Origin of the sequence: Trinickia caryophylli (assembly GCF_034424545.1) — a bacterium.
Lineage (GTDB): Bacteria > Pseudomonadota > Gammaproteobacteria > Burkholderiales > Burkholderiaceae > Trinickia > Trinickia caryophylli.
Genome location: NZ_CP139970.1, coordinates 3,875,231 through 3,901,802 on the forward strand (window position 1 = coordinate 3,875,231; position 26,572 = coordinate 3,901,802).

Sequence of the window (26,572 nt, forward strand, 5' to 3'; positions counted from 1 at the left end):
CGGCAGCCGCATCAACCGAGGCCCGCGGCGACTGCGCGCGCTTCGGCAAACGCCTGCGGAAAGCCGAGGTAGACGGGCTTGCTGCTCGTGCGCATCTGAACGAAGAGCCGATGCTCGACTTGATACTTCACGTTGCCGATCGCGAGTGCGCCGATGCCGATCGGGCTTGCATCGCCGTTCGGGCCAATCGGCTTGCCGTCGTTCATGACGTTGACGCCCGCGATGCCCTCGGGCGGCACGGCATTGACGTCGGCCGCAATGATCAGCCGCCGCGCGTGCGCGAGATCGTCGGCGCTTGCGACCTGGATGCCCGCCGTGGCTGTTGCCATCAGGATCTCGGTGTCGGCAAGCGCGGCGCGCAGCGTGTCGCTCGAGGCGGTGCTCGTGGCAGTGGTGTGAATGCCGAAGCGGGTGTTGATCTCCTCGCTCACGTGTCTGGCCCGCTCGAGCGAGCCGTGGCTTGCGATCGTGACGTCGGCGCCCAGCGAGGCGGCCATCGCGGCGGCTATGCGTCCGACCGCGCCCGTTCCCCCGAGGATCAGCACCCGCTTGCCGCCGAGTTCCATTTCATGTGTGCGCTTCAGATGCCGTTCCACGAGCGCGACGAGCGCCGCGGCGGTCGTATACGAGCCGCTCGGATCGGCGAATACGGAGACTTCGAAGGGCGGCACCATCGCCTTGCGGGCGGTCTCGAGCATGTCGGCCGCGAGCATGACGTCGCGTCCGCCGATGAAAATCCCGGTGCGCGAAACGCCTTTCGGGCCGCGCGAGAAGATCGCGTCCTGGGTGAGGTTCGTCACCATGTCGGCTTCGACGTTGCAGTAGGGCACGATGACCTGATAGCCCGCATCGGCTGCCATGTTGACGTCGAACGGGCTCATCTGCGGTGTGGCCGTGAGCATGTGGAGGATGTAGGGCCTTTCTGTTGCGGTGGCTTCTGACATGGCAAAAGACTCTGGTCGTGAGCGGTTATGGGCGGCGCATGAAGAACGAAAGAGGGCGGGCGGCGCACGGGGGCGCGGCGGCGCTCATGCCGCGTCCACGCGCTCTTCGCGCGCGCCGGCCACGCGAACCACGGCGCCGCGATTGCGCGCCCGGACCACGGCGCATTCGATGTGGGGCTTGCCACGTGCAGCCGCGCGCGCGGCTGTCAGCGCATCGTCGGCCTCCTGCGCGCTAGCCAGGAACGCGAAGCCCGTGGGCCCCCAGGAGGTCTGACCGATGCCGGCCATGCGTTCGGTCGCGGCTGCGCGCAGCGAGGTCTCCACGTCGGGGCTCGCGAACACACCGCCTTGCACGGGCGCGAAGTACTCCCCGATCGTTTGCTGCAGTTCGGTGACGCCTGCGGCGAACGCCGTGAAATCGGCTTCGGCCGCCGCCGGCATGATCCGCATCAGCGCGAGATGGCACAGGTGCGCGGCGAGGTGTTGCGGAAACGGCGCGAGCGTGGCGAGCCCGCGCCGCTCTGCATCGCCGGACAATCCCTCGCGCGAAGTATCGGTGACGAGCAGCACGCGCCATTCGTCGGGAAACGGCTGGCGTGAGACGAGCGGCGGCACACCTGCGGCCTGTACGCCGCGGCTGCTGCCCCCATCGAGCAGCAGGCCCCCCGAGTCGAAGCCGAGAATGCCGATGCCCGAGCGGCGGCCCCGACCGAGCAGATGGGCGATTTCGGCGGTCGTGGCCGTATGGCCCGTGAGCCGTGCGTAAGCCGTCCCCACAGCCAGAGCGAGTTGCGTGCCGGAGCCGAGACCCGTGTGTGCGCGCGGCGTGCGCACCACGTTGCAGACGATGGGCTTCGCGCCGTACGCCTCGCGCAGCCGGTCGAGACACCAGGCGATGCGCGCGCGTTCGCCGGCGGATGCCGCACCTTCGATGGAATCGGCCGCGGCCATGCGGGCCTCGATATGGGTTCCCTCGCCGTCGATGACGAGCCCGAGACTGCCGAACGCGCGCCCGAGCGTGCCGCTCGGATCGAGAAAGCCGAGGTGGAGCCGGGCGGGGGCATCCACGCTCACCGCGCTGCGCGGCGAATGACGGCGAAAATGAAGCGGCATCGCTGGGTTCCTCGTTGGGCGTGACGGCCGGGCCGCCGAGGCGCCGCACCCTCGGGCGGGGCGCGGGCGCGCCGGCAGGCCGGCAGATGGCGGGATGGGAAGCAGGAGGCGTACCATGGCCCGCCGCGCCCCGTCGCAGCGGGCTCTCGAATGTGCGGGGCACCTCGGCGTCGCCGTCGTGTGTGCGCCTTGCTCTCAGCGGTTTGTGCCGTGCGAGACGCACTGTGTCACCCGATCGGCGCGGGTGCCCGGCCGGGCCGATCGGCGCGCAAGTGTGGCGGCGGCCGGGTAGTGGTAGTGGTGGCGGTGACGGTGGCGGACTCAGCCCTGCGGGGCTGCCTTGGGTGCGTCGTATTTGATATAGCGGAAGCGCTGGTCGTCGGCCGGCGTGCCTTCGAGCGGCCCGCCTTCCCGGCCGGGCTGCCACTGCACGACCTCCTCGATCCTGGTGGCCAGCGCAAAGTCCTTGTCCGTGATCCCTTTGGCGCTATGGGTCTTCAGCTTGACGATGACGAACGCATACGACACGGTGAGGTCGGGATGGTGCCAGGCCGCCTCGGCCAAGTGTCCGACGGTCATGACGACCATCAATGTGCCTTTCCAGCTTTCCGTGCGGTATTTCCGGCGCAGCCACCCGTCCTCCATATACCAATGTTCGAGCGGACCGACGAGACGCGCGCTGATCTCGTCGTCGGAATACACCTTTTCGGCTTGGCTCATGGTTGGGGCTCCACACAGGAAAAGCGAGCCTTGGCAAAGCGGCTCGAAGGAAAAACAAGGCTGCAATTGCCGCGCCAGCGCATCGCCCCCGCCGGCAGGAACGACGCCTTCATGCCTGCGGGCCGACTCGCGCGAAAAAGAGCGCGTCATGGGACAGCCCGCTGCTATCGCGGAATTGACACAGTATGTCTCGCCCCGCGCGCAGGGGACCGGACGATTCGTTGCGGCGTCGCGGAAAACGCATAACGTGCACCGCCGCGCAAACCGCCCGGCGCATGCCACGCGGCCTGCGCCGAAAGGCCGCGCCAAGGGGCTCGGAGCGGGGCGGCATCGGCGGCCGGGCGTGCGGCAGCGCACATCGGCATGGAATATGCGTTCGCCCGCCATGCGCCAGGAAGCTCGCCGTCGAAGCGGGATAAAGCGGCGCGGATCGTTACCCGCATTCGAGAGAGCGCGCCCGGTGCGATGAGGTAGCGTGGGTCATTCGTGAGTTGAACAGCAAGACAATTCTGGAGGAGACATGAACTTACGCACCATGGTTCTTGGGCTCGCCGTCCTCGCAACGGCGGGCTTTACGACACTCGCAGCACACGCGGATGCAGAGCTGGACAATGCAATCAAGAACCCTGCTAACTGGGCGGCGCAGGCGGGCGATTATTCGAATCATCGCTACAGCACGCTCAAGCAGATCAACACGGGCAACGTGAAGAACCTGCAGGTCGCCTGGACGATGTCCACGGGCGTTCTGCGCGGCCATGAAGGCTCGCCGCTCGTCGTGGGCGACACGATGTACATTCACACGCCGTTCCCGAACAAGGTGACGGCGATCAACCTCAAGGATCAGACGTTCAAGTGGGTTTACGAGCCGAAGCAGGAAGACCAGGTGGTGTCGGTGATGTGTTGCGACACGGTCAACCGCGGACTGGCCTATGGTGACGGCAAGATCTTCCTGCAGCAGGCCGACACCACGCTCGTCGCGCTGAAGGCCGATACGGGCGACGTCGTCTGGACGGCCAAGAATGGCGATCCGAAAAAGGGCGAGACGAACACGAACGCGCCGCACATCTTCGGCGACAAGGTGCTGACCGGCATCTCGGGCGGTGAGTTCGGCGTGCGTGGCCGTGTGGTGGCCTACGACATCAAGAGCGGCAAGCCCGTCTGGACCGCGTACAGCACGGGTCCCGACAACGAGATCCTCCTCGACCCGGACAAGACGATGACGTGGGCCGACGGCAAGATGCAGCCGGTCGGCAAGGATTCGTCGCTGAAAACCTGGAAGGGCGATCAATGGAAGATCGGCGGCGGCACCACGTGGGGCTGGTATGCGTGGGATCCGAAGCTGAATCTTGTCTACTACGGCTCGGGCAATCCGGGCACGTGGAACCCGACGCAGCGGCCCGGCGACAACAAGTGGTCGATGACGATGTTCGCGCGTGACCTCAACACGGGTATGGCGAAGTGGGTCTATCAGATGACGCCGCACGACGAGTGGGACTACGACGGCGTGAACGAGATGATCCTGGCCGATCTGCCGATCGACGGCAAGCAGGTACCGGCGATCGTTCACTTCGACCGCAACGGCTTCGCCTATACGCTCAATCGTGCGACTGGCGAGTTGCTCGTGGCGCAGAAGTACGATCCGGCGGTCAACTGGGCCGATCGCGTCGACATGAAGAGCGGCCTGCCCGTTCGCAACGTTGCCTACTCGACGCAGGCAGCCGGCGCCGACCACAACGTGAAGAACATCTGCCCGTCCGCGCTCGGCTCGAAGGATGAGCAGCCGGCTTCGTACGATCCGAACTCGAAGCTCTTCTTCGTGCCGACGAACCACGTCTGCATGGACTACGAGCCGTTCGAAGTCGACTACACGGCCGGTCAGCCGTACGTCGGCGCAACGCTGTCGATGTATCCGGGGCCGAAGTATACGGGCGTCGGCGGTGCGAACGCGGGCCATACGGTCGAGAACGCGATGGGCACGTTCATCGCATGGGATGCGGCGAAGGGCAAGATCGTGTGGGCCAAGCCCGAGAAGTTCTCGGTGTGGTCGGGCGCGCTCACCACGGCCGGCGGCATCGGCTTCTACGGTACGCTCGAAGGCTACCTGAAGGCCGTGGACCTGAAGACGGGCAAGGAACTTTGGAAGTTCAAGACGCCGTCGGGCATCATCGGCAACGTCTTCACGTACCAGTACAACGGCAAGCAGTACGTAGGCGTGTACTCGGGTATCGGCGGCTGGGCCGGCATCGGTCTCGCGGCTGGCCTGAAGAAGTCGACCGAAGGTCTCGGCGCGGTTGGCGGCTATCGCGAACTCGCGAAGTACACGGCCCTCGGCGGTACGCTCTTCATCTTCGCCCTGCCGGAACGGAGCTGATCTCACCACGGCAATGAAGCGCCCGCACGTGCCGCTTGGGCGGTGCGTGCGGCGCTCCCCCCCAATACGACATTCATCGAGATTTATCGATTTCCCAGCCCGCGGCGTGCCGACTTGCGCTGCAACCGGTTCGTCGCGGGCAACGACTACTATGTTGAAGGAGACGTTGGTATGAAAGGCCGTTCAATCTTGTTGCTGACGACAATCACCGCCGCCGTCGTCGCATTACCTGTCGTCTACGCCCAGAACAAACCGGCGATGGCACAGCAGGTGGCGTACAAAGTCGTTGATGGCAGCAAGGTCGACGACAATACGCTGCAGGGCTGGAAGACCTGGCGCGCGCTCGATTGCCAGCGTTGTCATGGTGCCAAGCAGGAAGGCCTCGTCGGCCCGTCGCTGATCGATGCGTTCAAGGTAATCGACAAGGACGAATTCAAGCGCACCGTTTTCGGCGGCCGTGTGGCGAAAGGGATGCCCGATTTCAGCGCGAGCGAGCGCATGCAGAAGAATTGGGAGAATCTTTACGCTTATCTGAAAGGGCGTTCGGACGGCAAGATCAATCCGGGCGATCTGCACCCGCTCAACGGTAACTGATCCGAATGCCGCGACTTGTCCGGAGGTCATCGATGCGTCACAGCAAACGAACGTCTGCCCACGTCGCGCTGTCGGCCGCCGCGCTTTGCTGCGCGGCGCTCGCGAGCGCCGCCGTGCGCGCGGATGGGGCCGATCTGCCCAACAACGACGGGGCGGACGGGGTACTGCGCGTATGCGCCGATCCGAACAACATGCCGTTGTCGAACGACAAGGGCGAAGGCTACGAGAACAAGATCGCGAACGAAATGGCGCATGATTTCGGCTACAAGGTCGAATACACCTATTTCCCGCAGCGCATCGGTTTCGTGCGCCATACGCTGCGCGAGAAGGCCGAGAACAGTCAGCGCTACAAGTGCGATTTGATCGTCGGGGTGCCGAAGGGCTATGACCTCACTTCGACCACGCAGCCCTATTTGCGCTCGACCTACGCGATGGTGCTGCCGAACAAACCCGAATTCGCCGGCATCAAAACGCCCGAGGACCTGCTCAAGCTGCCGCCCGACCAACTGCACAAGCTGCGCTTCGGCATCTTCACGCAAACGCCGGCCGTCGACTGGCTGCTCAATCATGGGCTCATCGATCAGGCGCGCTCCTATCAGGTGCAAACGGGCGATCCGAAGGCTTACCCGGGCGAGATCGTCGAGCGCGATCTGACGAACGGTAACGTGGACGTGGCGTTCCTTTGGGGGCCGATTGCCGGCTACTTCGCCAGGCGCGCCGGCGACCAGGTCCGCATCGTGCCGTTCCCGCCGGAAAAAGACGTTCATTTCGACTATCAGATATCGATGGGCGTGCGATACGGCGAAAAGGCTTGGAAAGACAAGGTGGATCAATGGATTGGCGCGCATCAGGACAAGATCGACCAGATCTTGACGAGCTATAGCGTGCCGCTCTTGAAGCCGGTAGACGTTCCCGAGTCCAAAGGCGGCGCGCAATGAGCGCGCTCGCGTTGTCATGGCGCCGCCGGCTGAGCGGCGCGGTCTGCGCCTGCGCGTTCGTGGCGGGGGCCCCGGTTGCCCTCGCGGCCTCGGCGGCTTCCGAACCGCAGTCGTCGCCCGAGATCACCGCGGCCGAACATCTCATCTTCACGGTCGAGCACTTGCACGGCGTCGCGCCGCGAACGGAGCTCGATTACGAACTCGTTGCGTCCGGCGAGGGCGCGAAGGCGAACGACGTCGTGCGCGTGCTCGTCACGAGCCCGGGCAATGCGAAAAGCGACGCCCAGGTGACCGACCGCAGCGGCGCGGTGACGCTCCCCACGGAAGGGCTTCCGTGCAATCCTGTCATCATCTACTTCCTCGAGCGGGACATCTCGGAGATGCAGGCACTGACGGGCGGCCAGCGCCGCTATTTTCAGAAGCGGCTGCGCATCGCGCTGGCGGAAGGGCCGAAGATCGCCACGGCCACGAGCCGGATCGGCGGCAAGAGCGTCCAGGTGCGTCAGATCGTCGTCCAGCCGTATCTGCACGACCCCAATGCCCAGCGCTTCACGCGTTACATCGGCAAGCGGTATACGTTCGAGTTCGCCGACGGCTTACCCGGGCAGGTCGCGCTGATTCGTACCGAAATACCGGGGCCGAACGACGATTTCGCCCATCCGGTGAGCACTGAGACGCTGACGTTCCAGGCCGCCGTGACAAAACTCCGGGAGCAGCCCAAAGCTCCCGCCGCGAAGCCAACCGACGCGCCGCGCGCAAGCCGTTGAGGTTTGGCGGGCGGGCGTCCTGAGGAAGGTCCGTATCACCGTGAATTTCGTGCGCTCGCTGACCTTGCGGCAGCTGCAGATCTTTATCGTGGCGAGCCGGCATGCGAGCTTTGCACGCGCGGCCGAAGAACTGCATTTGACGCAGCCCGCCATTTCGATGCAAATCCGTCAGCTCGAGGATGCGATCGGCATGCCGCTCTTCGAGCGCGTGGCGCGCAAGCTCACGCTGACCGAGGCGGGCGAGCGGCTCACGCACCACGCAAGCCGCATCCTCGGCGAAATCAAGGATGCCGAAGATGCGATGATGTCGCTGCAATTGGCCGATAGCGGCTCCATTGCCGTCGGCATCGTCAGCTCGGCCACTTACTTCGCGCCGAAGCTGCTCGCGCTTTATTCTCGGCAGTATCCCAAGGTCGACGTGCACTTTTCGGTCGGCAATCGCGAGTCGCTGCTGCGGCTGCTGCAGGACAATGCGATCGACCTGGCGCTGATGGGACGGCCGCCAGCCGAGCTCGATACGACCGTCGAGCCGCTCGCCTACCATCCGCAGGTCGTCATCGCGCCGAGCGATCATCCGCTCGTGGGCGCGAGCCGCTTCGATCTGCAGGAGCTGCGCGGCGACACGTTCTTGCTGCGCGAGCCGGGTTCAGGCACGCGCATGGCCGCCGAGGAGATGTTCCGGCAGCATCTTTTCACGCCCGCGAAAATCGTGACGCTCGGCAGCAACGAAACGATCAAGCAGGCCGTGATCGCGGGCATGGGCGTGAGCCTCATTTCACTGCACACGCTGCAGCTCGAACTGCGCACGAGCGAGCTCGCGATTCTCGACGTCAACGGTACGCCCATCGAGCGAACCTGGCAGGTCGTGCACATGCGTACGAAGCAGCTTTCCCCCACGTGCACGCTCTTTCGACGCTTCCTGCTCGAGCACACAGCGCCTTACCTCGAGCGGGAATACGGAGGCTACGTGCCGCACAAGCTGCGCCCGCGCGTCGAAGAAGCCTGAGGTGCGGTGCGTGCGCCGGCACGCCGGGTCACCACAGTTCGCGCGCACCGTAGTAAAGCATGCCTAAGGCGACGGCCGTGCGGCGCAGGGACAGCGGGTAGGGGAAGCGTCGATGCCGCAACGAGGCGAAGCGCTCGAATGCCCCGCGTTCGCCGGCGATCGCCTCGGCGATCACGCGGCCCGCGATGCCGGTCAGCGCCACGCCATGCCCACTGAATCCCTGAGCGTAGAAGTAGTTGCCGTCGATCATGCCGAAATCGGGCGCGCGATTACGCGTGACGTCCACGAAACCGCCCCAGCCGTAGTCGATCGACACGTCGGACAGTTGCGGAAACACGGCCAGCATGCGCGCCCGTATCGATTCCGCCAGCGCCTCCGGTGCGCCCGTGGCGGAACTCGCGCGTCCGCCGAAGAGCAGGCGGTCGTCGGCCGAAAGCCGGAAATAGTCGAGGAATACGTTGTTGTCGCAGATAGCTGGCCGCCCCGCGATCAGCGCATCGGCCCGTGCGCGGCCGAGCGGCGCCGTCGCCACGATGTACGAAGCCACGGGGGCGATGCGCGCGGCCACGGCGCGCGGCAGCACATGCTCGAGCGTCGCGTTGCCGCAGGCAACGACATAGCGGCAACGCACCTCACCCGTGGCGGCCCTCACGACCGGCCGCTGCCCGCGTACGACTTCGCGCACGGGGGAGCGCGCAAACAGCATCGCACCCTCGCGGCGCGCGGCATCGGCAAGACCGAGGCAGTACTTCAGCGGATGCAAATGGCCGGAAAGCGAATCGTGGGTGCCTGCGAGGTACCGCGAGGAGGCGATGCGCGCGCGAATCGCGTCCTCGTCGAGCCAATCCAGGCCGGGGTGGCCCCAACGGCTCACTGCCGCTTCCATCCAACCGCGCAGTTCGTCGACTCGCTTCGGCTTCGTTGCAACCGTCACGTAGCCAGGCATGAAGTCGCAGGCGATGCCGTAGCGCGCGATACGCTCGCGCACGAGGGCCACGCCGTCGAGCGATAGCGCCCATAGGGCGCGCGCGCCGCTGGCTCCGAGCTGTCTTTCGATGATCTCGTCCTTGGCGAAGCCTGCCAGCATCTGCCCGCCGTTGCGCCCCGAAGCACCCCAGCCGGGCCGATGCGCTTCGAGCACGGCCACGCTCAAGCCGCGCGCGCGACACTCGAGCGCGACGGACAGGCCGGCGAATCCGGCACCGATCACGCAGACGTCGGCTTCGTGCGCGCCATCCAGTGTGGGATCGTCCTGGGGGGCACGGCCGACGCTCGCTTCGTAGTAGGACGCGCGGGCGAGCGCGTCGGCTTGGCGATCGAGCGTTCCGCGCTGTTCGGATCTTGCTTTCATGGAAAAAATGGATTTCCGGAGAAAAGTTGAAATCGATCTATTGATAACAGGCTTTATATTTCGAATGCGCTATATGCGAAAGCTGGTGTGAACTGAAAACTGAATCCCGCTTAACGTGGGCGACATTGTGCAGCGTCGGCATCGCACCGACGCTGTCGGCTTGCGTCATGTGCGCAAGCCTGAAACCTGAAGCCTAAAGCCAGTCCTTGAGCCGGTACCACGCCATCGCGAGCACGAGCGCGGGCGTGCGCAACCAGGCACCGCCCGGAAAGTCGCGGTGGGCGATCCGGGCGAACAAATCGAGGCGCTCCGCCTGCGCACCGATCGCCTCGGCAATCAGGCGCCCGGCGAGCGCCGTCGTGTTGACGCCGTGGCCCGAGAATCCCTGAGCGAAGTAGATGGACGGCTCGATCCGCCCGAAGTGCGGCGCGCGGTTCATCGTGATATCGACGAAGCCGCCCCAGGCGTATTCGATCCGTACATCGTCGAGCTGCGGGAACGTTTCGAGCATGTCGCGCCGCATTGCCTGTGCGAGATTGCGCGGCGCGAGCGTCGAGTAGCTGACCTTGCCGCCCCAGAGGAGGCGGCCGTCGGCCGAGGGCCGGAAGTAGTCGAGCACGAAGCGGCTGTCGCAGACGGCCGCGCGCGCAGGCATCAACGCTCGAGCGCGCGCGGTGCCGAGCGGCTCGGTGGCGACCACGTACGTTCCCACCGGCATGATCTTGCGCGAAAGCGCCGGTGCGAGCTTGCCGAGGTAGGCGTTGCAGGCGAGCACGAGATATGACGCGCGCACGCTGCCGCGCGCAGTCGCGGCGAGATGCCAGCCGCCCGCGCGGCCGAGCGAGCTCACGCAGCTGTCCTCGAAGATTCGCACGCCAGCGGCGCAGGCCGCCCGCGCGAGCCCGAGCGTGTAGTTGAGGGGATGCAGGTGGCCGCTGTCGGGGTCGAATAACCCACCGAGATAGCGAAACGATTGCACGAAGCGCGACAGCGAGTCGGCCTCCAGGTACTCGTAGCGCTCGTGGCCGAAGCGGGCGGACGCCTCGTCGCGCCAGCGGCGCAGTGCGTCGGCGTGGCGCGGCTTGTTTGCCACGGTGATGTAACCGGGCGTGTAGTCGCATGCGATGGCGTGCTTGTCGATTCGAGCCTTGACGAGCGAGAGCGTTTCCTGGCCCATTGCCCAGATGCGCTTCACGTCGTCGGGGCTCAGGTAGTCGCCGAACGTATCGATGTCGCAGGCGAAGCCGCCGATCAACTGCCCGCCGTTGCGCCCGCTTGCGGCCCAGCCGACCTTCGACGCCTCGAGCACGACGACGGACAAGCCGCGTTCGGCCAGCTCGAGCGCGGTGGACAAGCCGGTGAGACCGGCACCGATCACGCAGACGTCGGCATCGAGCGCGCCCTCGAGCGGCGGATGGCGCGTGCTGTCGTTGACGGTCGCCGCGTAATACGACGGCGCGTGCGGCTGGTTGGAAAATCGCTGCATGGATGGGAGCGTGGTCGGGCGCGGGCGGGTGCGTGCCGAGGCGACGCGTCCGCCCGCGCGGGTCGAATGGAAGATCAGAACGAGTAGATGAACTGCGTGGCGAGCAGGTCGTTCGACTTGCTATACGACCCGTCGTTGCGCAGGAACACCTTCTGGTTGGCCCAGTCGTGACGATACTCGACCTTCACCGTGATCTGCTGGGTCGGATAGAAGAGCAGGTCGAGCGCGACGTCCTGACGGTTGGCGCCCTTGCATTCGAAGCCGAGCCCGCCGCCGGCCTTCGAGTTGGCGAGGCAGTCGGCGCCGATTCCGAAGCCGTTGTACGGGTCCATGCCATTCGAGTTCAGTGCGATGCCGCCGCCGCCGCCGCCGTTCTTGCTGTTGACGAGCAGGTCGTAGCGCAGCGTCGCGCCCATGCGGCCGAGCAGCGGCAGGTTGAACTTGCGGTGGCCGAGCAGCGAAAGCCCATACCACTGCGCGGTCCCGCCGTTGAATGCGGCGTTTTTCTGCTGGCCGTAGTCGAGTTCGGCGTTGTACTGCACATCGGCCAGCATATAGGTGGCATCGAGTTCGGCGAAGAAGAACGTGCCGTAGCCGCTCGACGCCTGGCCGCCCACGCCATATACCGGCACCGTGTTGCCGCTCGCGTCGGTGGTCGTTCCCGAGGCGAGCGTCTGGCGGCCGATATTGAACGATCCGCCGATATCGAGCGCGCTCGACCACGTGTAATCGGCGCGCGCCGTAAACGTCGGAATCTTGTTGCTGCTCGTGATCGGGTCGCCGTTGGCGTTCGTGCCCGTCTGCGTCACCGCCCCGTAAGTGCGGTACTGCTCGTTGCCGAGGAAGAACTTCCACGCCCAGTTGCCCTTCGTATAGTTCGCCCCGACACCGATGTAGCTGCCCGGGTCCGAGAAGTCGTAAAGGAGGTTGTGCGTGAGCGTGAGCATCTGGTTCGACTGCTGGACCTCGTAGCCGCCGAAGCTCGGAATCAGACCGGCGACGAGTGTCGTCGAAGTCGTTAGCGGCACGTTGACGACGGCCGTATTGAGGATGTTGTTGCCGATCTGGCCATGCTCGTTTTGCAGCAGCGTAATCCCGTTGCCGCGATTCGGCATCAGCGTGATTTCGGCCGAGGGCGCCATCGGCCCCACGCCGAACGTCTTCTTGATGTCGAGGTAGATGTCGCCGAACGTGCTGTTGAAATAGTTGTAACTGCTCTCGTGGTTGGCGAAGAGGAACGACGACGTGCGCTGCGCCCGATTGAAGACGTAGGTCGGATCGATATAGCCCGTGACCGACAGCCCCGCGAGCGGCCCCGTATTGGCTGCATCCGTGAGCGCGTCGACCTTCATCTGCTGATTGGCGATCTGCTGTTTCATCGACGTAACCTCGTCGTTGCTCAGTTGCGCGGGCGCCTTGCCGTATTCGGGCGAGCTCGCGTCGACACTCGCGGTGCTCGAGGCCGAGGCGCCGGTCGCCGCGGCCTGCGTGGCTGCCGAGTGCGCCGTGACGCCAGCCTTCGCATTCGGTCCCGCGGCGGCAGCCGCCCCCGCGGCTGGCTGCGTGGCCGCCACTTGGGCGCGCAAGGCGCGAACTTCTTTTTGCAGAGCGTTCAACTGTGCCTGCAGCGCCTTGATCTGCTCGCTCGTGGCGTCGGCGAGAGCGACGCCGGGCAGCGTGCCGGCCACGAGCAAACTTATGAGCTTCAGTTTCATGCACGTTCTCCTTGTCGTCATATGGCAGAAATCGGTCAGGCGCGGGCGGTGTCGAGCGGTTGGTCCGCGGGGGCTTGCGCCGCGCCATCAGGCACGCTCGCGCGGGCGTGCGGTGGCGCGGCACTGCGAAAGGCGTCCCGCATTTCGCGCCGGCGCTTTCGCTCGCGTGCGTTGATGCCGTAGTTCACGGCCACGACGCCGACGGTAACGGCCGCAATGAAGAGCGTGGCGAGCGCATTCATCTCGGGATTGAGGCCCAGGCGCACGCGCGAGAAGACGACGAGCGGCAATGTGGTGGAGCCCGGCCCCGAGAGGAATGCCGAGAGCACGAGATCGTCGATCGACAGCGTGAACGACAGCAGCCAACCCGAGAGCAACGCCTGCGAGATCAGCGGCAGCGTGATGACGAAAAATACGGTGAGCGGTGTCGCGCCGAGATCGAGCGCGGCTTCCTCGAGCGATTTGTCGAGTTCCTTTACGCGCGATTGCACGATGATGGCGACGTAGGACACGCACAGCATCACGTGGCCGATCCAGATCGTGAGCATCCCGCGGCCTTTCGGCCAGCCGATCGTCTGCTCGAGCGCGACGAAGAGCAGCAGCAGCGAAATGCCTTGAATCACCTCGGGAATCACGAGCGGCGCGTTGATCATGCCGGCAAAGAAGGCGAAACCGCGAAACCGCCCGAATTGCGCAAGCACGAAGCCGGCCCAGGTACCGATCACCACGGAGGCGCAGGCCGTGAGGAAACCGATCTTCAGCGAGAGCCACGCGGCGTGAACGAGCTCGTCATCGGTCAGAAGCGCGCCGTACCACTTCAGCGAAAAGCCGGTCCAGACGGTGACGAGCTTCGATTCGTTGAACGAAAAGACGACGAGGCTCGCGATCGGCAGATAAAGAAACAGGAATCCGAGCGTGAGCACGCATGCGGCGAAGAGCGGGTTGCGTTTCATGATCGCCGGCCCTCCAGTTCCTTCACCTGGTAGTGCTGAAAGACGGCCATCGGCACGAGCAGCACGAGCACCATCGCGACCGTGACCGCGGAGGCCATCGGCCAGTCCATGTCGTTGAAGAACTCGTCCCACATCACACGCCCGATCATCAGCGTATCGGCACCGCCGAGCAGCTCCGGAATGACGTATTCGCCCACGGCCGGGATGAACACGAGCAGGCTGCCCGCGATGATGCCGCTCTTGGATAGCGGCAACGTAATGCGCACGAATGTGGTCCACGGCGTCGCGCCGAGGTCGTACGCCGCCTCGAGCAGCGTCGTGTCCATCTTCACGAGATGTGCATAGAGCGGCATGACCATGAAAGGCAGGTAGGAGTAGACCATGCCGATATAGACGCCGATATCGCTGTGATAGAGCTTCAGCGGCGTATGGACGAGACCCAGGGCTTCGAGTGCGTGATTGAGCAGCCCGTCGTCCTTGAGAATGCCGATCCACGCATAGACGCGAATCAGAAACGACGTCCAGAACGGCAGCATCACGCCCATCATCAGCAGGTTGCGTGTGGCGGGGTTCGATCGTGCGATGTGATACGCGATCGGATAACCGATCGCAAGGCAGGCGAGCGTGGAGACGAAGGCCATCTCGAGCGAGCTCAGGTAGGTCGAGACGTAGAGGTCGTCTTTCAGCAGGTACGCGTAGTGACCGAGCTGTAGCATGAAGTGCAGGGCGCCGTCTTGCAGCGTGACGAGCGGCGTATACGGCGGAATGCTCATGCGCAGGTCGGCGAAGCTGATTTTCAGCACGAGCGCGAATGGCAGCGCGAAAAATACCGCGAGCCATGCGAACGGCACGCCGATGACGACGGTACGCCCGCGCGGCAGCCAGCGCGCGAGCGGCGTGTGGGAAAGGAGGGAGGATGTTTTCATTGCGTGAGCACCACGCCGCTAGAGGGCGCCCAGGAGACGAACACGTCGTCGTTGTAGGCGGGCGCGCCATCGCTGGCGAGCAGCGCGCTCGGTACGTTCGAGATCACCGTCTTGCCGCTCGGCAGCCTCACGTGGTACAGCGAGTAACTGCCCATGTAGGCGACATCGCTGACGACGCCATGCGCCCAGTTGTGCGAAGACGCAGGCTTCTCGCGCGAGACGGCTACGCGCTCGGGCCGTACCGAGATGCCCACGGACATGCCGAGCGGCCCTGTCACGCCATGGCTGACGTAAAGCCGGGTTTGGAGCGAGTCGGATTCGACGTAGATGTGATCGGGCTCGTCTTCCACGACCACGCCTTCGAACAGGTTCGTCGTGCCGATGAATTCGGCCGAAAAGCGCGTGTTCGGGAACTCGTAGACCTCGGAGGGGGTGCCGATCTGCACGATGCGCCCTTCGCTCATCACGGCGAGGCGGCTTGCCATCGTCATCGCTTCCTCTTGATCGTGCGTGACCATGACGCACGTGACATCCACCTTGTCGATGATGTTGACGAGTTCGAGCTGCGTTTTCTGCCGGATTTTCTTGTCGAGCGCCGACATGGGCTCGTCGAGCAGCAGCAGTTTCGGCCGCTTGACGAGCGAGCGCGCGAGCGCCACGCGCTGCTGTTGGCCGCCCGAGAGCTGGTGGGGCTTGCGCTTCGCATAGGGGCTCATCTGCACGAGGGCAAGCGCATCGGTCACGCGTTCTCGAATTTCGTGCTTGGGTGTGCCTTCCTGCTTGAGCCCGAATGCGACGTTGGCTTCCACGGTCATATGCGGGAAGAGCGCATAGGACTGGAACATCATGTTGACGGGGCGGCGATAGGGCGGCAGCGATGCGAGGTCCTCGCCGTCGACGAAAATACGGCCCGAGGTGGCTGTTTCGAGGCCGGCGAGCATCCGCAGCAATGTGGACTTGCCGCATCCCGAGCTGCCGAGCAGCGCGAACAATTCGTTCTTCGCGATATGAAGCGAGACGTGATCGACGGCGGTGCTGTCGCCGAACTGCTTCACGACGTCGTCGATGCGCACGAACGCATCCGCGCTGTGAGCCGAAGGAGCGCTTTGGCGCGCGCCCCCTTCGGTCCCTGCTGTTTTCGTCGATTCCATGATGTAGTCGTTCCCAGGGTGACCGATCGCAGGCGCGAGCGGGCCCACACGCGTCGCAAAGGCGGCTCGCGCAAGATCTGGCTGCGGTCGGAAAATCGGTACTGCGAGGGCGGTGCAGCGCGCATCGGCGATGCGGCGCACCGGGGCGCGCAGGGGTCGAGCGACCCCTGCGTGCGGATCAATCAGACACGGATAAGAAAATCGAAATCGGCAAAATCGATGTCGCGATATCGCGTCGTCAATGGCCGGTCTTCAACTGCGCCCAAAGCCGGTTCTCGAGGCGCAGGATTTCGGTGGGCATCGGCTTCATCAACGTCATCTTTTTGATGACGTCTTCGCTCGGATATACCGTTTGATCCTGCGCCACCGCGGGCGTGACGAACTGGCGCGCCGCCTTGTTGGCCGTGGGATAGAAGACCTCGTTCGTGATCGCGGCGTTGACCTTCGCGTCCTGGATGTAGTTGATCCACTTCATGGCGGCTTCCGGGTGCGGCGCATCCTTTGGGATGACCATCACGTCGAACCAGATGAGCCCGCCTTCCTTCACGTTGGAAAACCTGATCTCGTAGCTGCGCTTGGCCTCCGTCGTGCGGCGGCGCGCGATACCGACGTCGCCCGACCAGCCGAGCACGACGCAGACATCGTTGTTCGCGAGATCGTTGATGTAACCGGAGGAGTTGAATTGCGTGACGTAGGGGCGGATTTTCTTCAGCATCTCGTAGGCGGCCTGGTAATCGGCCGGGTTCGTGCTGTTGGGATCCTTGCCCATGTACTGCAGGGCGGCGGGGAAGACGTCGGCGGCTTGATCGAGGATGGAAACCCCGCAGTGTTTCAGCTTCGATATGTTCGCCGGGTCGAAGACCAGTGCCCAACTGTCCACAGGGGCATTGTCGCCGAGTGCTTTTTTGACGGCCTGCACGTTATAGCCGATGCCATCGGTGCCGTATGCCCAGGGCACGCCATACTGATTGCCGGGGTCCGCATCGGCGATCTGCTTCATCAAGGCCGGATCGAGATTGGCAAGATTCGGCATTTTCGCTTTGTCGAGCTTCTGGTAAATGCCGGCCTGAATCTGCTTGGCCATGTAGTTCGAGGTCGGCACGACGATGTCGTAACCGGAGCTCCCGGCGAGCAGCTTCGCCTGCAGCGTGTCGTCGCTGTCGTAGTTGTCGTACTTGACGTGGATACCATACTGCTTTTCGAAGTTCGCGATGGTGTCCTTGGCGATGTAGTCCGACCAGTTGTAGACGTTGAGCTCGGCGTCGGCCGCCCGGACCGATACCGGGAGCGCCGAAAGACAGGCCGCCGCGGTGAAAAGCGCGGCCCCCGTGGCCGCACGACGAAGTTGACGAACACGCATAGTCGATTCCCTTGAAAAGAGGCCGGCCCGTTCTTCGACCGCAATGGGTGGGGCAGTGCGGGCGAAGAACGGACGCGAGCCGACTGCCGTTACGAAAGCCCCAATTGCTGTGCCGTGGCGTCGATGGCCTTTTTGGCCTTCGACACGAGTTCATCGATTTCCTGCCGCGTAATGACGAGCGGCGGCGAAAGCAGCATCCGGTCGCCTGTTGCGCGCATGACGAGGTTGCCGTTGAAGCAGAAGTCGCGGCACAGTGTGCCGACCTCGTCGCCATTGGCGAAACGGGTGCGCGTGGCGGGATCGCGCGCGAGCTGGATGCCGGCGACGAGCCCCGTGCCCGCGATTTCGCCGACGATCGGATGCCGGCCGAGCGCCTCGCGCAGCAGCGCCTGGAAGTAAGGGCCCGTATCTTCTTTCACGCGCTGGACGATGTGGCCGTCGCGCAGCAGCTTGAGGTTCGCGACGGCCACGGCGGCCGCCACGGGATGGCCCGAATAGGTGAGGCCATGATTGAATTCGCCGTTCTCGACGATCGGCTGTGCCACGCGCTCGTGCAGCGCGACGGCGCCCATCGGCACATAGCCGCTCGTCAGGCCCTTGGCGAGCGTCATCACGTCGGGTTCGATACCGAAGTGCTGATGTGCGAACCATTCGCCCGTGCGCCCGAAGCCGCCGATGACTTCGTCAGCCACGAGCAGGACGTCGTACTGGCGGCAGATGCGCTGGATTTCCGGCCAGTAGGTGGAGGGGGGGAAAATGACGCCGCCCGCGCCCTGGAACGGTTCGCCGATGAATGCGGCCACGTTCTCGGGCCCGAGCTCGAGGATCTTCGCCTCGAGTTGCCGTGCGCGGGCGAGCCCGAATTCCTCCGGCGTGAGGTTGCCTTCCGCTTCGCCGAAGAAATAGGGCTGATCGATATGCACGATGTGCTCGACTTTCGAAGGCATCTGCTCGTGCATGTAATCCATGCCGCCCAAGGTGGCGCCCGCTATCGTGGAGCCGTGGTAGCCGTTCTTGCGCGAGATCACGTATTTCTTGCCCGGGCGGCCCTGCGTGGCCCAATAGCGATAGACGACGCGCAGTACCGTATCGTTGCCTTCCGAGCCGCTGTTGCAGTAAAAGAAGTGCTTGAACGGAGCCGGCGTCAGCTCGGCCAGCAGTGCCGAAAGCTCGATGACGGGCGGGTGCGTCGTCTTGAAGAACGTGTTGTAGTACGGCAGTTCGAGCATCTGGCGATAGGCGACTTCCGCCAGCTCCTTGCGCCCATAGCCCACGTTCACGCACCAGAGCCCCGCCATGCCGTCGATGATCTGGTTGCCTTCGGAATCCCAGAGGTAGACGCCCTGCGCCTTCACGATCACGCGGCTGCCGACGCGGTTGAGCGCTCCCATGTCCGAGAACGGGTGCAGGTGATGCGCCGCGTCGAGTGCCCGGTACTCGGCCGTCGTGCGGGTGCCCGAGCTGTCGTTCGGCTGTTCGAATCGATGGTTCATATTGCCTCCATTTCGTTTTGCCGCTGCGGTTGAGCCTTCAGACGTGCAGCAGAAGATGCCTGCGTTCCCACGAGCTGATCACGCGGAAAAACGCGTCGTATTCGGTTTCCTTCAGCGCCAGGTATGCCTTCACGAAACGCTCGCCGAGAATGCCGCCGAGCGGCTCGCAGGCGCCCATCAACGTGAGGCCCTCTTCGAGGTTGCGCGGCAGTTGGTACGGCATGGCGTAGCCGTCGCTCGAAAGCGGCTCGGTGGCCTTGAGCTTTTGCGTCATGCCCAGATACCCGGCGACGAGCGTGGCCGCGATGGCCAGATATGGGTTGCAGTCCACGCCCGGAATGCGGTTTTCGATGCGCCGGGCCGCCGGCGCGGCATGCGGTATCCGGAACCCCACCGTGCGGTTGTCGTAGCCCCATTGCACGTTGATCGGCGCGGCCATGAAGCGCGAGAGGCGTCGATACGAGTTGATGTACGGCGCGAAAATGGGCATCAGCGCCGGCGTGTATTTCTGCAGCCCCGCGATGTAACTGTAGAAGAGCTCCGTCGGCTCGCCCTCGGCCCCCGTGAACAGATTTCGGCCGGTTTCGAGATCGACGATGCTCTGGTGCACGTGCATGGCCGAACCAGGCTCGCCTTCCATCGGCTTGGCCATGAACGTGGCGTACATGTGATGGCGCAGCGCCGCTTCACGCACCGTGCGTTTGAAGAGGAATACGCGGTCGGCGAGGTTCAGCGGATCGCCATGCAGGAAGTTGATCTCCATCTGCGCCGCGCCTACTTCGTGAATGAGCGTATCGACCTCGAGCTCCTGAATCTCGCAGTACTCGTAGATGTCCTCGAAAAGCGGATCGAACTCGTTGACGGCTTCGATCGAGTAGGCCTGCCTTCCTGTCTCGGCACGTCCCGTGCGCCCGACGGGCGGGCGCAACGGCAGGTCCGGATCCTTGTTCATCTCCACGAGATAGAACTCGAGTTCCGGCGCGACCACGGGCTTCCAGCCCTTCCTGGCATACTGGTCGAGCACACGCCGCAGGACCGAGCGAGGCGAGATCGCCACCGGCGTGCCGTCGAAATGCACGCAATCGTGGATCACCTGCGCGGTCGGGTCGACTGCCCAGGGGATGATGCGGATGGTCGATGCGTCGGGCACGCAGACCATGTCTGGATCGGTGACGCCGGTCAGGCTTCCGTCGTCGGGGTATTCACCCGTGACGGTCTGAATCATGACCGCCTGCGGCAGCCGCATCGATTCGCCGGATTCGAACTTGCTGCGCGGAATGATCTTGCCGCGCGCAATGCCGGCCATGTCCGGAATGATGGCTTCGATTTCGGTGATGTGATGCTTTCGGAGAAACTCGTCGATTTCTTGCATGATTGTTCTCTGTCTGTAATGGCGGTGTGTGTCTGGCAGGGGCGATCGCTCAGACACCGGGGGCCGCACGGCCCCTTTCCTGCATGCGCTTTCGACACGCTTCGCCGAAGGCGCGGAAGATCGCGCTCGATAGCGGATCGGCGGCGTGGCGCCATTCCGGGTGCCATTGCACACCGAGCGCGAATGCGCGCGCATGCTCTGCGCGCACCGCTTCGACGAGGCCGTCGCGCGCGAACGCCTCGGCAACGAGGCCCCTGCCGAGCCGCTCGATCCCTTGCGCGTGCAACGAGTTCACGGTGACCTCGGCGCGCGCGCCGGCGAGCCGCTCGAGCAGCCCGCCCGGCGCGAGGCGTACCGGATGAGATGGGCCGTACTGCGCGTCGAGCGTGTCGTCCTTGTTTTCGCGGTGGTCGTCGAGGCCGGGTACTTCGTGCACGTTCTGATGCAGCGTTCCGCCGAACACCACGTTCATTTCCTGCAGGCCGCGGCAAAGCGCCAGCACGGGTACGCCCGCCTCGATGGCCGCGCGCATCAGCGGCAGCGTCGTCGCGTCGCGCGCGGGATCGTGCAGCGTGCCTGGCGTGCTGGCCGCACCGCCGTAGCGGTGCGGCTCGACGTTCGAGTAGCTGCCCGTGAAGAGCAGGCCGTCGACGGCGTCGAGCACATCGGCGTTGGCCTGCCGTTCGCCGAGCGCGGGCACGACGAGCGCAAGCGCCCGGGCGCCGTCGATAACGGCGCTCAGATACTTTTCCCCGACGACATGCGACGGGTGTGGGCCGAGAGTCCTGGCGTCGGCCGTGACGCCGACAATGGGTTTGGTTCGCATGACTCGATGTTTCGTTGCGGTTCCTGGGCAAATCGTTCGTCGTACGGGTTCGCTGCGCCGGCGCTTGTCTGCACCGGCAAACCGTATGGACGACACGATCCGTTGGCGCCGCGCAAGGCGGCACCGTCACGAAAGCAATAAGGCGTTTTCACCGCATTGCGCCGCGCGTCGCGAAAAGCCGGACACACCGACAGCGCCTGAGCGTGCGCCTGCGCGTGCCGCGAGGCGAGCGCGCGCACTCGTACGGCGCCATGCCGGACGAAATCGGGCGTGCCGATGCAAGACGGCACCAGGCGCGCGAATGCGATCGGGCGTAACGGGTGTAACGGGTGTAATGGGCGGCGAAACGAGAAGAGTCGCTACGGCAGCAGCGAAGCGACGTCGTCGGTATCGACGGCGATGAACGCGCGTGCGGAGGTGGCGTTGTGACGCCGAACTGAACGGCGGGAAATGATCGCGAAGACGGACAGAAACCGGCGAAACGCAAGCCTGCCGGTGCTGCCGTCGGCTGTGGCGCAATCAGCGCGAAGACACCTCGCGGGCTGACTGCGGTCCCATCTAACCAAAGGGCCTCGGACTCTCACGATGACACTCGACTTGGGCGACGTTGATGGTTTGAAGCCACGAATCGTCAAACGCGCAGACGTTTAAAGAAACGGGGCAACGGTCCAGCCGACAACGACGTTTGCGGCGACCGGACATATTTCAACATGCCACGGACTGACCCGCAACGGCTAACAGGGGAGGACCTGTTCCTCAGCATATACGAGCCAAAAATGCCGTCAAATCCTTTTTATGCGACTGCGCTAGAGGGTTAACCCCAGCGATGAAGGCGCGGATTGCCGCATGGCGAGCACGCGGGGCGCACACCGCATTTTCCGGCCAGCAGCATGACAAAGTGATTAGAATATTCAACACCTTTCGCCTCGCGCGGCGTCGGCCGCGCGTTTTGGCGCAAACCGTCCACCATGGGCGGGATGCGCGTCGCAACATCCTTTGTTCCGAAGTTCCGAAAAAGAGCGCACCTCGCATGTCGATAGAAGTCGCGACCCGTCTCAAGCATATTCGCAAGCAGCATGGCCTTTCGCAGCGCGAGCTCGCCAAGCGAGCCGGCGTGACCAACGGCACCATTTCGCTGATCGAGCAAAACCGTGTGAGCCCGTCGGTGGGCTCGCTGAAAAAACTACTCGAATGCATACCGATGAGTCTCGCCGAATTCTTTACGTTCGAACTCGAGCCCGACGAGCGCATCGTGTCGCGGCGTGGCGAGATGCCGAACCTCGGCAACGAGGCGATCGCGTTTTTTCTCGCCGGATCGGGCATCCGCGATCGCAACATGGGCATCATGCGCGAGGTGTATCAGCCGCTTGCGGATACAGGCCCCGACATGCTCACGCACGTGGGGCACGAGGGCGGTTTCGTCGTGCGCGGGCGCATCGAGCTGACCGTCGAGGGCAAGACCTGGCTGCTCGAGCCGGGCGACAGCTATTACTTCGAAAGCCGGTTTCCGCACCGCTTTCGCAACCCAAGCGCGGATGAGATCTGCGAAGTCGTATCGGCCAATTCGCCGCCGACTTTCTGATGCCGCGTCAACACGTTCGAGCCTGGCGAGGCGGGTGGGGCCCCCGCGATGCGCGAACGCACCCGAGAAAGAGAGGAATCCGATGAGCAAGATGACATTGGCAGATTGGCAGCGTCGCGCTGCCGCGCTCGATATCGAAGGCCGCGCGTTCATCGACGGCCGGTATGTCGACGCGCACGGGCGTCGCACATTTGCCTGCGTGAGCCCCATCGACGGCAAGACGCTCGCGCAGATCGCCGCATGCGGCGAGGCTGACGTCGATGCGGCAGTCACCGCCGCGCGGCGTGCATTCGACGAAGGCGTATGGTGCGGGCTCAATCCGCGCGAGCGCAAGGCGATCCTGCTGCGCTTCGCGGCATCGATGCGTGCCCATGCGGACGAACTCGCGCTGCTGGAAACGCTCGACGCCGGCAAGCCGATTGGCGATACGACGACGGTGGACATCCCCGGCGCTGCCTATTGCGTCGAATGGTTCGCCGAGGCCATCGACAAGGTGGGCGGCGAAGTGGTGCCCGCCGATCATCATCTGGTCGGGCTCGTCACGCGCGAGCCCATTGGCGTCGTTGCCGCCGTGGTGCCATGGAATTTCCCGTTGCTCATGGCTTCCTGGAAGTTCGCGCCGGCGCTCGCCGCCGGCAACAGCGTGGTGTTGAAACCCTCGGAGAAGTCGCCGCTCACGGCGCTGCGCGTGGCCGCGCTCGCGCATGAAGCGGGCATTCCGCCGGGCGTATTCAACGTCGTGCCCGGAGGCGGCGAGCCGGGCAAGCTGCTCGCGCTTCATGGCGGCGTGGACTGCATTGCGTTCACGGGCTCGACGAACGTCGGCAAGCTCATCATGCAATATGCGGGGCAATCGAATCTGAAGCGCGTCTGGCTCGAACTCGGCGGCAAGTCGCCGAACATCGTGCTCGCCGATTGCCCCGATCTCGATCGCGCGGCGAAGGCCGCTGCCGGTGCCATCTTCTACAACATGGGCGAAATGTGCACGGCGGGCTCGAGGCTGCTCGTCGAGCGCAAGATCAAGGATGCCTTTCTCGACAAGCTGCTTGCCGCGGCGCGCGAGTATGCGCCGGGTCATCCGCTCGACCCGGGTACGACGATGGGGGCGATCGTCGACGAGACGCAGCTCGAACGCGTGCTGGGCTATATCGAATCGGGACGGCGGGATGCCGCGTTGCTTGCGGGCGGCTCGCGCGTGAACGTGCAAAGCGGCGGGTATTATGTGGAGCCGACCGTATTCGACGTCGCGCGACATGATGTGGCAATCGCGCGCGAGGAGATCTTCGGCCCGGTGCTGTCGGTCATTTCGTTCGATACGATCGACGAAGCCGTGGCCATCGCCAACGACAGCGAATATGGTCTGGCTGCAGCGATATGGACATCGAACCTCACGACGGCGCACGAAGTGTCACGCAGGCTTCGCGCGGGCACCGTCTGGGTCAACTGCTACGACGAGGGCGGCGATATGAATTTTCCGTTCGGCGGCTACCGCCAGTCGGGCAACGGCCGCGACAAGTCGCTGCATGCGTTGGAGAAGTACACCGAGCTCAAGTCGACGCTCGTGCGGCTGCGCTAAAGGATTCGCCGGCCCACGCGGCGGCACGTGCGATGCCCTTGCCGTGCCGCGGCGATTGAACGAATCTGTTGCCGGGGGGCGCGGCGAGCGGGCATTGCCCGCGCCGCCCCGCCGGCTTTTTGCCTGATCCCGACTCATGACCGACAAGCTCTTCGGCGACGGTGCGATTCGCCGCACCTCGCTTTACGGCTCTTCCATCGAAAACACCTATGCGGGCGTGCTTTCGTTCATGCGCAGGCGCTACACGCGCGAACTGGATGGCGCGGACGTCGTCGTCTCGGGCGTGCCGCTCGATCTCGCAACGACGTTTCGCTCGGGCGCCCGGCTCGGGCCTGCGGCCGTGCGGGCCGCGAGCGTGCAGCTCGCCGAACTCAAACCCTATCCCTGGGGCTTCGATCCGTTCGACGATCTGGCCGTGATCGATTACGGCGACTGCTGGTTCGATGCGCACAACCCGCTCACGATCAAGCCTTCGATCGTCGAGCATGCCGGCACCATTTTGCGTTCAGGCGCGAAGATGTTGACGCTGGGCGGCGATCACTACATCACCTATCCGCTGCTGGTCGCGCACGTGCGCAAGTATGGCGCGCCGCTCGCGCTGATTCACTTCGATGCGCATTGCGACACGTGGGCTGACGACAGTCCGGACAGTCTCAATCACGGCACCATGTTCTACAAGGCCGTGAAAGAAGGGCTCATCGATCCCGAGCATTCGGTGCAGATCGGTATTCGCACCTGGAACGACGATTTTCTGGGCATCGAGCGCCTCGATGCCGCGTGGGTGCACGACCATGGGGCGCGGGCGGCGATCGAACGGATCCGGACTATCGTGGGCGACCGGCGATCGTATCTGACCTTCGATATCGATTGCCTCGATCCGGCCTTCGCACCGGGTACCGGCACGCCGGTGCCGGGCGGGCTGTCGTCGGCGCAGGCGCTTTCGATCGTGCGGGGGCTCGAAGGGATCGAGATCGTCGGCGCCGACGTGGTGGAAGTGGCGCCTGCGTACGATCGGAGCGAGATCACGGCGCTGGCGGCCGCGCACGTCGCCTGCGATCTGCTGTGCTTGTGGCGGCAGGAGAAAGTGAGCAGGACGCAAAGCGGCTCGCCCGACGTCCGATCCCGATCGAAGCGGTAGGGAGCGGAGTAGCGCAGGATAGCCAGGATCGAAGCAGGCAAGCCGCGGCCGGTGCGTCAGCCCTTCTTGACCTGGAAAATACGTACGGCGTCGGCGAGCGTTTGCGACTGCTCCTGCAGCGAGCCCGCCGCGGCCGACGCCTGCTCGACGAGTGCGGCGTTTTGCTGCGTCACGTTGTCGATCTGCGCGATCTCGGCGTGGATCTGCTCGATGCCCTGGCGTTGCGCCGCCGTGGCGTTGCTGATTTCGCCCACCACCTGAGCCGCCTGCTTAACGCTCGTGACGATTTGCTGCATCGTGTTGCCGGCCACGTCGACAAGCTTGACCCCTGTTTCGATGCGCTCGACCGACCGGCTGATCAGTTCGTTGATTTCCTTCGCGGCCGTGGCGCTGCGTTGCGCAAGGGCACGCACTTCGGTGGCCACCACGGCGAAGCCGCGACCCTGCTCGCCCGCGCGTGCGGCTTCCACCGCCGCGTTCAGCGCGAGGATGTTGGTCTGGAACGCGATGCTGTCGATCACGCTGATGATGTCGCCGATCTTGGCCGCGCTCGAATTGATTTCGCTCATCGTGGCGACGACCGCGCTCATCGTCTGCCCGCCTTCCGTTGCAACGTGGCTCGCCTGCGCGACAAGCTCGTTCGCCTCTCTCGCATGTTCGGCGTTGTTCTTGACCGCATCGGTGAGTGCGGCAACGGAGTGCGCCGTACGCTGCAGGCTCAGCGCCTGCTGCTCGGTGCGCGAGCTCAGGTCGTTGTTGCCGGCCGCGATTTCGCAGGAAGCTTGCGCGACCGTCTCGGCCGATTGCCGGACCTCGGCGATCGTGGCCTGCAGTTTCTTGCGCATCATGTTGAGTTCGTAGTTGAGCCAGGAAATCTCGTCGCGCCCCGGCGATTCGATCTTCGTCAGGAGATCGCCGCTCGCGATGCGGCCCACGGTCGCGACCACGCGCTCGACCGGCACTCTTATGCTGCGGCGAATGCCGTAGCCGAGCGCCACGCCGGTTACGACGGCGAGCAGCGATGCCACGCAGACGATCGGCAGCAGCGCGCCTGAGCGCGCCGTGCTCGAGGCGGTCGAGGAAATCGCCCAGATCGTCGTGCCACAGGCAATGAGCACGAGCAGGATCATGACGGCAAAGCCTGCTGCAATGCGCGTGGTCAGGCGGTAGTTGGACAGTTTGATCATCGT

The 26,572-nt window shown here is 64.5% G+C and carries 22 protein-coding genes and 1 pseudogene; 8 read left to right on the plus strand and 15 right to left on the minus strand.

The features are described from left to right. Positions 1–11: 11 nt before the first annotated feature. The 3 genes from U0034_RS17550 to U0034_RS17560 form a co-directional block, all read right to left on the minus strand. The gene (locus tag U0034_RS17550) at positions 12–944 is read right to left on the minus strand and encodes an NAD(P)-dependent methylenetetrahydromethanopterin dehydrogenase (protein ID WP_085227189.1); all 933 of its coding nucleotides are present in this window, start codon (positions 942–944) and stop codon (positions 12–14) included. 84 nt (positions 945–1,028) lie between these two features. Then, the gene (locus tag U0034_RS17555) at positions 1,029–2,057 is read right to left on the minus strand and encodes a beta-ribofuranosylaminobenzene 5'-phosphate synthase family protein (RefSeq protein WP_085227190.1); all 1,029 of its coding nucleotides are present in this window, start codon (positions 2,055–2,057) and stop codon (positions 1,029–1,031) included. A gap of 321 nt (positions 2,058–2,378) precedes the next feature. After that, positions 2,379–2,777, minus strand: coding sequence for a 4a-hydroxytetrahydrobiopterin dehydratase (locus U0034_RS17560; RefSeq protein ID WP_085227273.1), 399 nt, complete (start codon positions 2,775–2,777; stop codon positions 2,379–2,381). A gap of 535 nt (positions 2,778–3,312) precedes the next feature. Between U0034_RS17560 and U0034_RS17565 the strand changes: the two genes are divergently transcribed. The 5 genes from U0034_RS17565 to U0034_RS17585 all read left to right on the plus strand — a co-directional run bounded on the left by U0034_RS17565 (position 3,313) and on the right by U0034_RS17585 (position 8,453). Continuing rightward, positions 3,313–5,148 carry a methanol/ethanol family PQQ-dependent dehydrogenase gene (locus tag U0034_RS17565; protein WP_233211798.1) on the plus strand — a complete coding sequence of 612 codons (1,836 nt, stop codon included), beginning with the start codon at positions 3,313–3,315 and terminating at the stop codon, positions 5,146–5,148. A gap of 171 nt (positions 5,149–5,319) precedes the next feature. Further along, complete coding sequence (locus U0034_RS17570; RefSeq protein WP_085227274.1) at positions 5,320–5,742, plus strand: c-type cytochrome; 423 nt, start codon at positions 5,320–5,322, stop codon at positions 5,740–5,742. 32 nt (positions 5,743–5,774) lie between these two features. Next, positions 5,775–6,680: a substrate-binding domain-containing protein gene (locus U0034_RS17575; RefSeq protein WP_085227192.1), complete on the plus strand. Its 906-nt coding sequence runs from the start codon at positions 5,775–5,777 to the stop codon at positions 6,678–6,680. Continuing rightward, positions 6,677–7,447, plus strand: coding sequence for a hypothetical protein (locus U0034_RS17580; protein WP_233211787.1), 771 nt, complete (start codon positions 6,677–6,679; stop codon positions 7,445–7,447). Before U0034_RS17575 ends, U0034_RS17580 begins: the two co-directional genes overlap by 4 nt. A gap of 40 nt (positions 7,448–7,487) precedes the next feature. Next, positions 7,488–8,453: a LysR family transcriptional regulator gene (locus U0034_RS17585; RefSeq protein WP_085227193.1), complete on the plus strand. Its 966-nt coding sequence runs from the start codon at positions 7,488–7,490 to the stop codon at positions 8,451–8,453. 28 nt (positions 8,454–8,481) lie between these two features. On the opposite strand, the gene U0034_RS17590 is transcribed toward U0034_RS17585, so the two are convergent. From U0034_RS17590 to U0034_RS17640, 11 genes and pseudogenes are all read right to left on the minus strand, one after another. After that, positions 8,482–9,804: an NAD(P)/FAD-dependent oxidoreductase gene (locus U0034_RS17590; RefSeq protein WP_085227194.1), complete on the minus strand. Its 1,323-nt coding sequence runs from the start codon at positions 9,802–9,804 to the stop codon at positions 8,482–8,484. 193 nt (positions 9,805–9,997) lie between these two features. Continuing rightward, a complete protein-coding gene (locus U0034_RS17595) occupies positions 9,998–11,290 on the minus strand; it encodes an NAD(P)/FAD-dependent oxidoreductase (protein ID WP_085227195.1) in 1,293 nt (430 codons plus the stop codon). 74 nt (positions 11,291–11,364) lie between these two features. Then, on the minus strand, positions 11,365–13,005 hold the full coding sequence (locus tag U0034_RS17600; RefSeq protein WP_085227196.1) for a DUF3138 family protein: 1,641 nt from the start codon (positions 13,003–13,005) through the stop codon (positions 11,365–11,367). 35 nt (positions 13,006–13,040) lie between these two features. Beyond that, a complete protein-coding gene (locus U0034_RS17605; protein WP_102622830.1) occupies positions 13,041–13,958 on the minus strand; it encodes an ABC transporter permease subunit in 918 nt (305 codons plus the stop codon). Next, positions 13,955–14,884, minus strand: a complete 930-nt coding sequence (locus U0034_RS17610) for an ABC transporter permease subunit (protein ID WP_085227197.1) — start codon at positions 14,882–14,884, stop codon at positions 13,955–13,957. The genes U0034_RS17605 and U0034_RS17610 overlap by 4 nt, the downstream gene beginning before the upstream one ends. Beyond that, a pseudogene (locus U0034_RS17615) lies at positions 14,881–15,966 on the minus strand (ABC transporter ATP-binding protein); the annotation flags it as partial. The pseudogene U0034_RS17615 and the gene U0034_RS17610, both read right to left, overlap by 4 nt. Positions 15,967–16,273: 307 nt before the next feature. Next, entirely contained in the window at positions 16,274–17,395 is a 1,122-nt protein-coding gene (locus U0034_RS17620) for a polyamine ABC transporter substrate-binding protein (protein WP_085227198.1), read from the minus strand. An 89-nt stretch (positions 17,396–17,484) separates the two neighbouring features. Then, positions 17,485–18,888, minus strand: coding sequence for an aspartate aminotransferase family protein (locus U0034_RS17625; protein ID WP_085227199.1), 1,404 nt, complete (start codon positions 18,886–18,888; stop codon positions 17,485–17,487). Between the two features lie 37 nt (positions 18,889–18,925). Then, positions 18,926–20,260, minus strand: coding sequence for a glutamine synthetase family protein (locus U0034_RS17630; protein WP_085227200.1), 1,335 nt, complete (start codon positions 20,258–20,260; stop codon positions 18,926–18,928). Between the two features lie 49 nt (positions 20,261–20,309). Next, positions 20,310–21,086, minus strand: coding sequence for a gamma-glutamyl-gamma-aminobutyrate hydrolase family protein (locus U0034_RS17635; protein WP_085227201.1), 777 nt, complete (start codon positions 21,084–21,086; stop codon positions 20,310–20,312). Between the two features lie 359 nt (positions 21,087–21,445). Then, positions 21,446–21,670, minus strand: coding sequence for a hypothetical protein (locus tag U0034_RS17640; protein WP_233211797.1), 225 nt, complete (start codon positions 21,668–21,670; stop codon positions 21,446–21,448). Between the two features lie 446 nt (positions 21,671–22,116). On the opposite strand from U0034_RS17640, the gene U0034_RS17645 reads away from it, so the two are divergent. The 3 genes from U0034_RS17645 (at position 22,117) to speB (ending at position 25,382) form a co-directional block, all read left to right on the plus strand. After that, the gene (locus U0034_RS17645; protein ID WP_085227278.1) at positions 22,117–22,668 is read left to right on the plus strand and encodes a cupin domain-containing protein; all 552 of its coding nucleotides are present in this window, start codon (positions 22,117–22,119) and stop codon (positions 22,666–22,668) included. 82 nt (positions 22,669–22,750) lie between these two features. After that, complete coding sequence (locus U0034_RS17650; RefSeq protein ID WP_085227204.1) at positions 22,751–24,244, plus strand: aldehyde dehydrogenase; 1,494 nt, start codon at positions 22,751–22,753, stop codon at positions 24,242–24,244. A gap of 136 nt (positions 24,245–24,380) precedes the next feature. Then, entirely contained in the window at positions 24,381–25,382 is a 1,002-nt protein-coding gene (gene speB, locus U0034_RS17655; RefSeq protein WP_085227205.1) for an agmatinase, read from the plus strand. Between the two features lie 56 nt (positions 25,383–25,438). Here speB and U0034_RS17660 read toward each other — a convergent pair whose 3' ends face one another. Beyond that, the gene (locus U0034_RS17660; protein ID WP_085227206.1) at positions 25,439–26,569 is read right to left on the minus strand and encodes a methyl-accepting chemotaxis protein; all 1,131 of its coding nucleotides are present in this window, start codon (positions 26,567–26,569) and stop codon (positions 25,439–25,441) included. Between the last annotated feature and the right edge of the window lie 3 nt (positions 26,570–26,572).